We start from the raw sequence: 12,011 nt of genomic DNA, 5'->3' as shown, positions 1-12,011 counted from the left end.
CGTGATGGCGCATTGCCGGTAGTGCCGGCCGCTGGCCGGCAACCAGCCGATGCCCGACGATCATGAGGTTGCCGGCCAGCGGCCGGCACTACCGCTCTTCAACGATGGCGTTTTTCCAGTACCGCCCGCGCATCATCCAGCGACAGCCCGCGCGCGCGCAGCAGCACCAACAGGTGGTACAGCAGGTCCGAGGCCTCGCCCAGCAGCGCCTCGTCGTCCTGCGCCACCGCCGCAAGAGCCGTCTCCACGCCCTCCTCGCCCACCTTCTGCGCGATGCGGCGGATGCCGCCCTCGAACAGGCTGGTGGTGTAGCTGCCCGGCGGGCGTTGCGCCTCGCGCATCGCCACCAGCTGGCCCAGCCCACCCAGGAAGTCCTTCGGTGCCCCGTCGAAACAGCTCTCCGCGCCGGTGTGGCAGGTCGGCCCGGCCGGGCGTGCCATCACCAGCAGCGTGTCGGCATCACAGTCGACACTGATCGACTGCACCACCAGCACGTTGCCGGACTGCTCACCCTTGGTCCACAACCGCTGCTTGCTGCGGCTGAAGAAGGTCATGTGGCCGATGGCCAGCGTGGCAGCCAGCGATTCGGCGCTGACATAGCCCAGCATCAGCACCTGCAGGGTGTCGGCATCCTGCACCACCGCCGGCAGCAGGCCGTCGCCCTTGCCCCAGTCCAGCGCCTGCAGCGCATCCAGTGACGGCTTCACTTCAATAGACATCCCGCACCTCGATCTGCTGTCCGCGCAGGTAGCGCTTCAATTCCGGAATGGCGATGGCGCCGCTGTGAAACACGCTGGCCGCCAACGCGCCGTCGACGTCGGCCTGGTCGAAGGCCTCGGCAAAGTGCTCCATCGCACCGGCACCGCCGGAGGCGATCAGCGGCACCTGGCACAGGGCCCGCGCCTGCTGCAGCTGCACGACATCGTAGCCACGGCGTACGCCATCGCTGTCCATGCAGTTCAGCACGATCTCGCCAGCGCCACGTCGTTGTGCTTCGACGATCCAGTCCAGCGTGCGCAGCGGCACCGCCTGGGTCTTGTCCGGGTCGCCACTGAAGCGGCGTACCCGCCACTGGCCATCAGCCTCGCGCACCGAATCGACACCGACCACCACGCACTGCACGCCAAACTCGTCTGCCAGCTCGGTGATCAGCTCCGGGCGACCCAGCGCCGGCGAGTTGATCGACACCTTGTCGGCACCGGCGAACAGCACGCGGCGCGCGGTTTCCACGCTGTCGATGCCACCGGCCACGCAGAACGGAATATCGATCAACCGCGCGATGCGCTCGATCCACGCAACGTCGACTGAACGCGCCTCGGGGCTGGCGCCGATGTCATAGAACACCAGCTCGTCCGCCCCCTGGTCGCGATAGCGCTGCGCCAACTCGGCGATGTCGCCCATGTCGACGTGGTCGCGGAAGCGCACGCCCTTGACCACGCGGCCATCACGCACGTCCAGGCACGGAATGATGCGGCGGCTCAACATGCCAGCGCCTCCGCCAGGTCCATGCGCTGCTCCAGCAGCGCCTTGCCGAGGATCGCACCGCCACAACCTGCGGCACGGGCTTCTGTCACATCGGCCACGTCACGGATACCGCCGGACGCCTGCACGGCCACGCCCGGCAGCAGCGCCGACAGGTGCTGGTAGAGGCTGATGTTGGGCCCGGCCAGCATGCCGTCGCGGGCGATGTCGGTGCACAACAGGTGGCGCATGCCGGCACGCGCATAACGCTGGGCCAGGTCATCCAGGGTCACGCCGGCGTTCTCGGTCCAGCCGTGCACCGGCAGCTGCCATTGGCCCTGGGCATCCTGGCGGGCATCCAGCGCGATGGTGATGCGCTCGGCACCGAACTCTTGTAGCCAGCCGACCACTTCGTCGGGGCGGCGTACTGCCAGCGAACCCACCACCACGCGGCCGGCGCCGGCATCGAGGATGCGCGCCACGTCGTCGCGGCCGCGCACGCCACCGCCGGTCTGCACCTGCAGCGGCGTCTGCGCACGAATCGACGCCAGCAGCGGCGCAAGGGTGTAGCCACCGGCACGCGCAGCGTCCAGGTCGACCAGATGCATCCACTGCGCGCCCCGCGCAGCGAAGGCCTGTGCACGCGGCAGCGGATCGTCGCCATACGAGGTTTCCTGCGCGTAGTCACCCTGGCGCAGCCGCACCACGCGGCCGTCGCGGATATCCAGCGCGGGGTAGACGATGAAACTCATGCAGCAGTGCCCTCGAGGAAGTTGCGCAGCATCAGCGAACCGGTCTCACCGGAGCGCTCGGGGTGGAACTGTGCGCCGTAGTAACGCCCCTGCTCCACCACCGCAGTGAACAGGCCACCGTGGTCGCAGGCAGCAACAGTGTGGGTATTGAGTGGCGCCGCATAGCTGTGCACGAAGTAGGCGCTGGCGCGCTCCGGCACGCCTTGCAGCAGCAGCGATTCGCGCAGCGGGAGCAGGCGGTTCCAGCCCATGTGCGGCACACGGATGCCACAGGCCGGTACCAGCTTGCGCACCACGCCCGGAATCAAGCCCAGTGTCTCGACGCCGGCCTCCTCGGAGCGCTCGAACAGCAATTGCATGCCCAGGCAGATGCCCATCAGCGGCACCTCCAGTCGCTGCAGCGGTTCCACCAGGCCCTGCGCATGCAGGCGCTGCATTCCGGGACCAGCGGCGCCGACGCCGGGCAGGATCACCCGCTGCGCACCGACCAGACCGTCCGCATCGCGCACCAGCCGCACCGTCGCGCCCAGGCGCTCCAATGCGTAGCGCACCGAGCCCAGGTTGGCACCGCCGGCGTCGATCAGCGCAACGTCGCTCACAGCGCCCCCTTGGTACTCGGCAGTGCCGTGCCCTGGCGGGCCAACGCCGGGCGCAATGCCCGCGCCAGTGCCTTGAAGCAGGCCTCGACCTTGTGGTGGTCGTTGTCGCCGCGCACCTGCAGGTTGAGGTTCAGGCCGCTGGCGTCGCACAGCGAACGGAAGAAGTGCGGTACCAGCTCGGTCGGCATGTCGCCCACGCGCTCGCGCTTGAACTCGCCCTCGAACACGAAATAGGGGCGGCCACTGAAGTCCAGCGCGGCACTGGCCAGGGTCTCATCCATCGGCAGGGTGAAGCCGTAGCGGCCGATGCCGCGCTTGTCGCCCAGCGCCTCGCGCAGGGCCTGACCCAACGCCAGCCCGGTGTCCTCGATGGTGTGGTGCTCGTCGATGTGCAGGTCGCCCTCGGCCTGGATGTCCAGCGCGAACCCGCCGTGCTTGCCGATCTGTTCCAGCATGTGGTCGAAGAACGGCAGTCCGGTGGCGATGCGCGCATCACCGGCACGGTCCAGATCCAGTTCAACGCGGATCTTCGTCTCCTTGGTGTTGCGCTGGACCACCGCGGTGCGTGGCGCGTCGGCCAGTGCGTGGGCGATGCCCGGCCAGTCCCACTCGCCACCGAACTGTTCGGTGCGCAGCTGGAAGCCACGGATGTTGAGGTTGTCGGCGAACTGCAGGTCGGTGATGCGGTCACCAACCATGCCCGAACGCGCCCAGTCGATGCTGCGGTCCTGCAGGTAGCCTGTCATCAAGCCGATGCCCGGCTTGCGGGTCGGCGCCTTGTCCTGCGGCCAGCTGCAGTCGATCAGCACGTCACGGAAGGTGATGCCCTGGCTCTCGAAGATCTGCAGCATCAGCTCGTTGGGGCCATCGAAGCTGGCGCGCGGGTAGCTGTCGCTGCCGAGGCCATCCTGATTGGTGACGATCACGAACTGGTAGCCGGCATCGCGCAGCTTCAGCAGCGCCGGGATCACCTGCGGCACGAAGCGCAGCTTCTCGTAGGCGTCGATCTGGAAATCGGACGGCTCCTCGATGAGGGTGCCGTCGCGGTCGATGAACAGGATTGGTGTCATGCTGCGGCCCTCCGCGCCGACAGGGCCGCAAGCACGCGGTCATTCTCTTCGGGGCTGCCGATACTGATGCGCAGTGCATCACCCAGCTGCGGCGCGGCGCGCTGGTCGCGCACCACCACACCGGCATCCAGCAAGGTGTCGAACGCTGCCTGCGCATCAGCGAAGCGGACCAGCAGGTAGTTGCCGGACGAGCGGTACACGCGACGAACGCCAGGCAGGCCCGGCAGCGCAGCGAACAGACGTTCGCGCTCGGCGATGACCGTGGCCACGCGCTCGGCGGTACGTGCCAGTGCGACCGGCTGCAGCGCCTGCACGGCCAGCTCGGCGCACGGGGTCGGCACCGGGTACGGCGCCTGGCAGCGCCGCAGTACGGCAATCAGTTCCGGCGCGGCGATCAGGGTGCCGATGCGCGCGGCCGCAAGTGCGTGCGCCTTCGACAACGTGCGCAGCACTGCCAGATTGGCGTGCGTGGCCAGCAACGTGGTCGCCGACGGGCGCTGCGCGTACTCGACATAAGCCTCGTCCACCACCACCAGCGCTTGCCCGCGCAATGCAACCGCCACGCGTTCGACCTCGTCCAGGGCGATGTCACTGCCGGCCGGGTTTGACGGTGCGCACAGGAACACCAGCGTGGCATTGCGTGCCCTGGCGGTGTCGATCACCGCATCCAGATCGGCGCGCAGGCCATCTTCGCTGTCCACCAGGGGCACCTCAATCAGTGCAGCCCCCTGCAGGCGCGCGCAGACCGCGTACATGCCGAACACCGGCGGCGTGACCAGCACGCCATCGCGACCCGGCACGCACAGCGCGCGCACCAGCAGATCAATGGCTTCGTCGCTGCCGCGACCGATCAGCAGCTGCGGCGGCGTCACGCCGTACAGCGCCGCCAGGCCCTCACGCAACGCCAACGGCTGCGGTTCCGGATAGCGCCGGCTGTTGCCCGCCACATCAGCCGGATTGGCCCAGGCCGACTCGTTGGCGTTCAGCCAGACCTCGCCCTGCACCGCCGCGCTGCGCGCCGAACTGTAGCCGGCGAAGGCCTGCAGGTCCGGGCGCACCAGCGCCAGCACCTCATCGATAGACGCGTTCATGCCGCCGCCTCCATGCGCAGGGCCACTGCACGCTCATGCGCATCCAGGCCTTCGGCGCTGGCGATGATGCGTGCGCAGCCGCCGATTGCCGCCAATCCTGCAGCGCTGGCGCTCTGCACGCTGATCAGGTTCTGGAAGCTGGCCACGCTGACACCGCTGTAGGCACGCGCGGCTCCGGCGGTGGGCAGTACGTGGTTGGTGCCGCTGCAATAGTCACCCAGTGCCTCGGGCGTGTAGTCGCCGAGGAACACCGAGCCGGCGACCTGCACCTCTCCCAGCCACGCGCGCGGATCGCGCAGGGCCAGGATCAGGTGCTCGGGCGCGTAGCGGTTGCTGATCGCGAACGCCTCGGCCAGCGAATCGACCTGGATCAGGCGCGACGCCGACAGCGCCTGGCGCGCGATCTGCTGGCGCGGCAGCAGGGCCACCTGGCGCTCCACCTCAGCCTCGACCGCCGCCAGCATCGCGGCATCGTCGGTCAGCAGCAGTACCTGCGAATCCGGACCGTGCTCGGCCTGCGACAGCAGGTCGGCGGCGACGAAGGCCGGATTGGCGCCAGCATCGGCAATCACCAGCACTTCGGAGGGACCGGCCGGCATGTCGATGGCGGCCGCGCCATCCTGTGCGACCTGCTGCTTGGCTTCGGTGACGAAACTGTTGCCGGGCCCAAACAGCTTGTCACAAGCCGGAATGCTGGCCGTGCCATAGGCCATCGCGGCGATCGCCTGCGCACCACCCAGCTTGAACACGCGCTGCACGCCGGTCAGGCGGGCGGCTACCAGCACTGCCGGATCGGCGCTGCCGTCGGCGCGCGGCGGCGTGCACAGCACCACCTGCGGGCAACCGGCCAACTGCGCCGGAACGCCCAGCATCAATGCGGTGGACGGCAACGGCGCGCTGCTCGCCGGCACATACAGGCCCACCCGGCCGATCGGACGCAACATGCGTTCGCAGACCACGCCCGGCGCGGTTTCAACTGCATAGCCTTTGCCCATGCCAGCGGCGTGGAAGCGCGCGATGCGCTCGGCGGCTTCGACCATCGCCTGGCGCAGTTCGGCGGGCACGGCCGCTTCAGCAGCGGCGAATTCGGCTTCGGAAACTTCAAACGAGGCCAGCTCGACACGGTCGAAACGTGCAGTAATCGCACACAATGCGTCGTCGCCCTGCGCGCGCACCTGTGCAATCAGGGCCGCCACCGCGTCACGGGTCTGCTGCGCCACGGTCTGCACCGGGCGGGTCAATGCCGCGCTGCGCGCGGCCTCATCAAGTCGGGACCAGATCAGACGGTTCATGCCAGCGACCGCTCCACGCTCAGTACCATCAGGCCCTGCGCACCCGCGCGCTCGAGTTCCTCCATGCGCTGCCAGCTCAGCGGGCCGGGGCACATGGTCTGCAGGCGCAGCGCGCCGCCATCGGCCGGCAACCGCACCAACGGCTCGGCATCGGCCAGCAGCTGCGCCAGCGCGTCGACGCGGTCCTCGCTGGCACGGAACATCAGCAGCTTGCGGTCCTGGCGCTGCACCACGCCGTCGAGGCGGCGCAGCAGCATTGCGCGCAGCGATGCACGTGCATCATCCGGCACGCGCACCGCGCCGGCCAGCACCGCCTCGCTGTCGAGCAGGTTGTGCACCGGGGTCAGCTGATTGGCGCGCAGGGTGGCGCCGCTGGAGACCAGATCGCAGATCAGGTCGGCGGTGCCCAGGCGCGGGGCGATCTCCACCGAACCGGACAGCTCGACCACCTGTGCGTCCACGCCCTGCTCGGCCAGCCACTGCTTGAGGATGGCCGGGTAGCTGGTGGCGATGCGGGTGCCGGCCAGCTGCGCCGGACCCTGCCACTGCCATTCCTCGGGCACCGCCAGCATCAGCCGGCACTGGCCGAAGCCCAGCCCGCGCAGCGCCTGGTAGGCGTCCGGCAGGCCGATCTGACGGCGTGCCGCGGCCTGTTCGTCCAGCTCGTTGCGGCCGACGATGCCGAGGTCGCAGACGCCGTCGGCGATCAGGCCGGGGATGTCGTCGTCGCGCACCAGCAGCAGGTCCACCGGCAGCGATTCGCCGTAGCAGAACAACTTGTCGCGGCTCTCGCGCCAGCTCAGGCCGCAGGCGCTGAGCAGGTTGCGCGCGGGTTCGGCCAGTCGGCCACTCTTCTGGATGGCGATACGCAACCGGTCTCGTGCCGGCGCTGCCTGGGTTGCACTCATGGGGGATGTCTCGAAGTTCGGAACGGGGCGCGGATCAGCGCGAGGCAAGGCGGTCGATGGCGGCGGCATAGCCTCGATGGCCATGCTCAAGCGTGCGTGCCACCCGTCCGGTGGTGGTCACGCTGACGCCGGTGCGCTCGTGAATCTCGCGGTACGGCACGCCCTGCTGCAGCAGCGGCACCACTTTCCAGCGGTCGGCCATGGCTTCCAGCTCGGCCGGGGTGCACAGATCACGCAGGAAGGCTTCGACCTGTTCCGGCTCGCGCAGGGCGGCAAAGGCTTGGGCCAGGGCTTCCAGGTCGGCCTTCGGGTCTTTGGCGGCAATCTCGGGGCGGGCTTTCACGGGGTCGTTTCCATGCATCAATGTAATAGCGCGTTAGTACATTAGCGCATTCTTGCGCAGTGCGTCAAATCGAGGATTGAGGGGGCGGCAGGGCTGCTGCCCTGCACCCGCCAAGAGCCAGAGCAAAAGCAAATGCTGATTTGCTGAGCGTTGGCGGGGAGGGTCCGGTGGCAGGGGACGCCGTTAACCCATCCATGGGGGCTTGGTCGCGGCATCCATGCCGCTCACACCCCTGCCACCGGACCCTCCCCGCCTTCGACAGTTGGCCGCGATCTGCTGGATCTCGCTGGGAAAGTGATCGAGAACGGCTTTTGTAGAGTCGAGCCATGCTCGACTGCGCTTCGTTCAGAAACGCAGAACGCCCACCAAAGGGTGGGCGTTCTGCTTTCAAATCAACAACCTGGCCCGACTCAGGGCAGACAGTGCACCTCGGCCTGCAGCGCCCCGCGCCGCAGGCATTCGCCGAACAGGCTGCCCTGCCGGCTCGGCAGGGGCTGGATGTTCTCCAACGCCCCCCCCCTCCCGCCCGGCACGTCCGCGAGGCCAGGGCCTGCAGATCGTCCTCCAGCTGTGCGCGGTCGATCGCATGGCAGCGATCAACCACCAGCCGGTACTGCGCCGGCCCGATCCGCGTGCTGTGCAGCGCCGGGTCGCTCTGGCAGCCCGCCAGCAGAAGCACGCTCAGCACTCCTGCGGCGGCAGGCTTCACACCATCGCCTTGGACTGCTCCAGCTCCACCAGCAGGGTGCTGGCCAGCTCGTCGCGGGAGACTTCGAACTGCTGCTCGCGCAGCAGGTCCTTCACTGCCACCACGCCGCGCGCCAGTTCATCCTCACCCGCCAGCACCACGAAGCGGATGCCGGCCTTGGCCGCGTACTGGAACTGCTTGCCGATCTTCTTCGGCTCCATCTGCACTTCGGTGTTGATGCCACCGGCACGCAGGCGGCGGGCAATGTCCAGCGACTGCGGCATGCCCTGCTCGTCCATCAGCGCCACCAGCGCCTGTACGCTGCTGGCTTCGATGCCGTCGATCAGGCCGGCCTCGCGCAGCTGCCAGAACAGACGCGACAGGCCAATGGAGATACCCACACCCGGCAGCTTGGACTTGCTGTAGTGGCTGGCCAGGTCTTCGTAACGGCCGCCCGAGCAGATCGAGCCGATCTGCGGGTGGTCGGTCAGCGTGGTCTCACAGACGGTGCCGGTGTAGTAATCCAGACCGCGCGCGATGGAGAAGTTCAGGCAATACGCGGTTTCCGGCACGCCCAGCGCCTGCACCAGCTGCAGCACTTCGCGCAGTTCGGCGACGCCGGTGCGCAGGATCTCCGAAGAACCGGCGTCGGCTTCCAGCGTGGCCAGCTGCGCGAGTGCATCGGCATGGCCCTGCGAACGCACGGCGACGAACGCCAGGATCTTCTCGACCTGTTCTGCCGGGATGTTGAAGCCCTCGCCCACCAGCGTCTCGCGCACATAATCGGCGCCGCGCTTGTCCAGCTTGTCCACTTCGCGCAGCACCGCCAGCTGGCGCTCACCCTCGGCCACACCCAGGCTTTCAAAGAAGCCGCGCATCAGCTTGCGGTTGTTCAGCTGGATGCTGAAGTCACCGATGCGCAGTTCCGAGAACACCGCATGGATGACCGCCAGCACTTCAGCGTCGTAACGCACGCTCAGGCTGTCCTTGCCGATCACATCGATGTCGCACTGGTAGAACTCGCGGAACCGGCCGCGCTGGGCGCGCTCGCCGCGGTAGACGCGCTGCATCTGGTAGCGGCGGAACGGGAAGGTCAGTTCGTGTTCGTGCTCGGCCACGTAGCGCGCCAGCGGCACGGTCAGGTCGAAGCGCAGCGCCATTTCCGGCAGCGAGCGATCGCCCGACTCGGCCGCGTTCGCCAGCGCCCCGGTGGACTGCACGAAGTACACCTGGCGCTCGGTCTCGCCACCGGACTTGGTCAGCAGCACGTCGGACAGCTCGAACACCGGCGTCTCCACCGGCAGGAACCCGAAGCGCTCGTAGTTGCGGCGGATGACGTCCAGCATGCGCTGGAACGCAATCTGCTCGCGCGGCAGCAGTTCAAGGGTGCCGGGCGGGGTACGGGGCTTGATCACGGGCGGAACTCCTGCTGGAACGGGACGTGGGAGGGGGCGACATTCTAGCGCCCCCGCCGCGGGCAGGGTCGAACGGCCGCTTGAAGTATCATAAGGCCCTCCCCGCCCGCGATACGCCCCCCGCAACATGTCACGGCCTTCCGGCGCTCCGCCCGCCACCAACGATCCCGCCTCGCCGTCCTGCACCACGCTGGACTGCCTGCACTGCTCGGTTCGCCACCTTGCGGTGTGCTCGGCGCTGTCGCCCGATGAAGTGCAGGCGCTGGAACAGGTCACCGTCTCGCAGCAGGTCAGCATGGGCAGCACGCTGGCCCGCACCGGCGAAGAGCGCGACCATGTCTATACATTGACTGCCGGCGCACTGCGCCTGGTGCGCACCCTGGCCGACGGCCGCCGCCAGATCAACGGCTTCGTGCTGCCCGGCGACTACCTGGGCCTGAGCGGCAGCGACCATCACCGCTACGACATCGAGGCCATTGCCGACAGCCGAGTATGCCGCGTCGCGCTGCCACAGATGAAGGCCCTGCGCAGCCGTTTCCCGCACCTGGAGCGCAAGCTGCTGCAGCGCGCCTGCCAGGAACTGGATGCCGCACAGGATGCTGCGCTGGCACTGGCTCGCCTGCAGCCGGCCGAGAAGCTGGCCGATTTCCTGCTGCGCCTGGCCGCGCGCGAGGCCAAGCTGGGCGGCGACGGCCTGCGCGTATCGCTGCCGATGGGCCGCGGCGATATCGCCGACCATCTGGGCCTGACCATGGAAACGGTCAGCCGCACCTTCACCAAGCTGCGCCAGCAGGGGTTGATCGCCCTGCCCCACCTGAACGTGGTGGAGATCCTCGACGAGGATGGGCTGCGTACGCTGGCCGGTGAAGGGTTGATCTGACCGCATCGCGGTCCGTGGGGTTGCCGGCCAGCGGCCGGCACTACCCGAATGCATTTCCCTGGTAGTGCCGGCCGCTGGCCCCAGCGGCCGGCACTACCCGAATGCATTTCCCTGGTAGTGCCGGCCGCTGGCCGGCAACCGCGCCCGATCCGTGCTGTATCTCTCCGGTAGTGCCGGCCGCTGGCCGGCAACCGCGTCCCTCTCCGCTCAGCGCAGCAGTACCTCACGCAACGCCGCGTAATCGGCCGCCAACGGTTCGGCGTGCGCCGGTCGCTGCAGCAACGCATCCAGCGCAGGCGGCACCGCCACCGCTTCGCCGATCAGCGTTTCGACCACGGCCTCGAACTTGGCCGGATGCGCCGTGGCCACCACCGCCCAGTCGCCCTTCGCACCACGCGCACGCAGGTCCTGCAGCACCTTCACCGCCGTCGCCGTGTGCGGGCAGAACAGCTCGCCGCGGCTGGCATGCGCCGCCGCAATCGTCGCGCGGATGGTTACGTCATCCACCGCGAACGCACGGAACGCAGCACGCAGTTCCGCGTCGTCGCCGTGGTAGAGCCAGCGCAGTCGCTCGAAGTTGCTCGGCGCACCCACGTCCATTGCATTGGCCACCGTCGCCACACTGGCCTGCGGCTGGTACTCGCCGCCATTGAAGTACGCCGGCAGCACCGCATTGGCATTGGTGGCCAGCACGATCTGACCGATCGGCACGCCCAGCGCGCGCGCCAGCACGGCCGCCATCGCATTGCCCAGGTTGCCGGTCGGCACCACCAGATTGAGCCGGCGACGATGCGCCGCGTAGTGGCTCAACGCCGCATGCGCGTAATAGCTCATCTGCGGTAGCAGTCGGCCCAGGCTGATGCTGTTGGCCGAGCTCAACGGCACCTGCGCCTGCAGTTCGCGGTCAGCCAGTGCCTGCTTGACCATCGCCTGGCAATCGTCGAACGCACCCGCCACACGCAGGGCCTGGATGTTGTCGCCGAAACAACCGAGCTGATGCGCCTGGCGCGGAGATACGCGGCCATCCGGATACAGCACCACCACGCGCACGCCGGGCTGGCGATGGAAAGCCGCTGCCACCGCAGCACCCGTGTCGCCGGAGGTAGCGACGACAATCGTCAGATCGCGGTCCTTGCCGGCCTGCAGCCGCGACAGCGTACCGGCCAGGAAGCGCGCGCCGATATCCTTGAACGCCGCCGTTGGCCCATGGAACAGCTCCAGCACGTGGTCACCGTCGCCGAGCGCACGCAGCGGTACCGGAAAGTCGAACGCCTCGCGGCAGATCGATGGCAGAGCAGACTCCAGCGCGTCGCCAGCAAAGAACGGCATCAGCAGATCGGCGGCGGTATCGGCCAGGGTCGCGCCGGCCTGCAGCTCACGTGGCGCCGGCAGCATCTGCGGAACATACAGCCCGCCATCGGGCGCCAATCCGGCGGCGATCGCCGCGCTGAGGCCAACGGCCGGAGACTGGCCGCGGGTCGAAACAAATTGCATGGGTTCGGTATCCAGTAA

General features: G+C 68.4%; 12 protein-coding genes. 1 reads left to right on the top strand and 11 read right to left on the bottom strand.

Features of this window, described 5'->3' with window-relative positions; genetic code table 11:
- Window positions 1-98: 98 nt before the first annotated feature.
- From hisIE to hisS, 10 genes are all read right to left on the bottom strand, one after another.
- On the bottom strand, window positions 99-719 hold the full coding sequence (gene hisIE / locus MG068_RS09475) for a bifunctional phosphoribosyl-AMP cyclohydrolase/phosphoribosyl-ATP diphosphatase HisIE (protein WP_071229225.1): 621 nt from the start codon (window positions 717-719) through the stop codon (window positions 99-101).
- Window positions 709-1,485, bottom strand: a complete 777-nt coding sequence (hisF, locus tag MG068_RS09470; RefSeq protein ID WP_005409431.1) for an imidazole glycerol phosphate synthase subunit HisF — start codon at window positions 1,483-1,485, stop codon at window positions 709-711. The genes hisIE and hisF overlap by 11 nt, the downstream gene beginning before the upstream one ends.
- Window positions 1,479-2,213 carry a 1-(5-phosphoribosyl)-5-[(5-phosphoribosylamino)methylideneamino]imidazole-4-carboxamide isomerase gene (hisA, locus tag MG068_RS09465; protein ID WP_071229226.1) on the bottom strand — a complete coding sequence of 245 codons (735 nt, stop codon included), beginning with the start codon at window positions 2,211-2,213 and terminating at the stop codon, window positions 1,479-1,481. Before hisA ends, hisF begins: the two co-directional genes overlap by 7 nt.
- The gene (gene hisH, locus MG068_RS09460) at window positions 2,210-2,812 is read right to left on the bottom strand and encodes an imidazole glycerol phosphate synthase subunit HisH (RefSeq protein WP_008268504.1); all 603 of its coding nucleotides are present in this window, start codon (window positions 2,810-2,812) and stop codon (window positions 2,210-2,212) included. The genes hisA and hisH overlap by 4 nt, the downstream gene beginning before the upstream one ends.
- Window positions 2,809-3,882: a bifunctional histidinol-phosphatase/imidazoleglycerol-phosphate dehydratase HisB gene (gene hisB, locus MG068_RS09455; protein ID WP_132810007.1), complete on the bottom strand. Its 1,074-nt coding sequence runs from the start codon at window positions 3,880-3,882 to the stop codon at window positions 2,809-2,811. The genes hisH and hisB overlap by 4 nt, the downstream gene beginning before the upstream one ends.
- Entirely contained in the window at window positions 3,879-4,973 is a 1,095-nt protein-coding gene (hisC, locus tag MG068_RS09450) for a histidinol-phosphate transaminase (RefSeq protein ID WP_132810006.1), read from the bottom strand. The genes hisB and hisC overlap by 4 nt, the downstream gene beginning before the upstream one ends.
- Window positions 4,970-6,265 (bottom strand): histidinol dehydrogenase, encoded by a 1,296-nt coding sequence (gene hisD, locus MG068_RS09445; RefSeq protein WP_132810005.1) that lies wholly within the window; start codon window positions 6,263-6,265, stop codon window positions 4,970-4,972. Before hisD ends, hisC begins: the two co-directional genes overlap by 4 nt.
- Window positions 6,262-7,173 carry an ATP phosphoribosyltransferase gene (hisG, locus tag MG068_RS09440; protein ID WP_010482592.1) on the bottom strand — a complete coding sequence of 304 codons (912 nt, stop codon included), beginning with the start codon at window positions 7,171-7,173 and terminating at the stop codon, window positions 6,262-6,264. The genes hisD and hisG overlap by 4 nt, the downstream gene beginning before the upstream one ends.
- Window positions 7,174-7,207: 34 nt before the next feature.
- Window positions 7,208-7,516 (bottom strand): YerC/YecD family TrpR-related protein, encoded by a 309-nt coding sequence (locus MG068_RS09435; RefSeq protein ID WP_088025802.1) that lies wholly within the window; start codon window positions 7,514-7,516, stop codon window positions 7,208-7,210.
- Between the two features lie 705 nt (window positions 7,517-8,221).
- The gene (hisS, locus tag MG068_RS09425; RefSeq protein WP_132810004.1) at window positions 8,222-9,619 is read right to left on the bottom strand and encodes a histidine--tRNA ligase; all 1,398 of its coding nucleotides are present in this window, start codon (window positions 9,617-9,619) and stop codon (window positions 8,222-8,224) included.
- 127 nt (window positions 9,620-9,746) lie between these two features.
- Between hisS and MG068_RS09420 the strand changes: the two genes are divergently transcribed.
- On the top strand, window positions 9,747-10,499 hold the full coding sequence (locus MG068_RS09420; protein WP_010482595.1) for a Crp/Fnr family transcriptional regulator: 753 nt from the start codon (window positions 9,747-9,749) through the stop codon (window positions 10,497-10,499).
- A 207-nt stretch (window positions 10,500-10,706) separates the two neighbouring features.
- Here MG068_RS09420 and thrC read toward each other — a convergent pair whose 3' ends face one another.
- Entirely contained in the window at window positions 10,707-11,993 is a 1,287-nt protein-coding gene (gene thrC, locus MG068_RS09415) for a threonine synthase (protein ID WP_132810003.1), read from the bottom strand.
- Window positions 11,994-12,011 lie beyond the last annotated feature (18 nt).

Origin of the sequence: Stenotrophomonas sp. ASS1 (assembly GCF_004346925.1) — a bacterium.
GTDB lineage: Bacteria > Pseudomonadota > Gammaproteobacteria > Xanthomonadales > Xanthomonadaceae > Stenotrophomonas > Stenotrophomonas maltophilia_A.
Note: the sequence above shows the minus strand (reverse complement) of the source record. Positions and strands in the feature narration are given on the sequence as shown.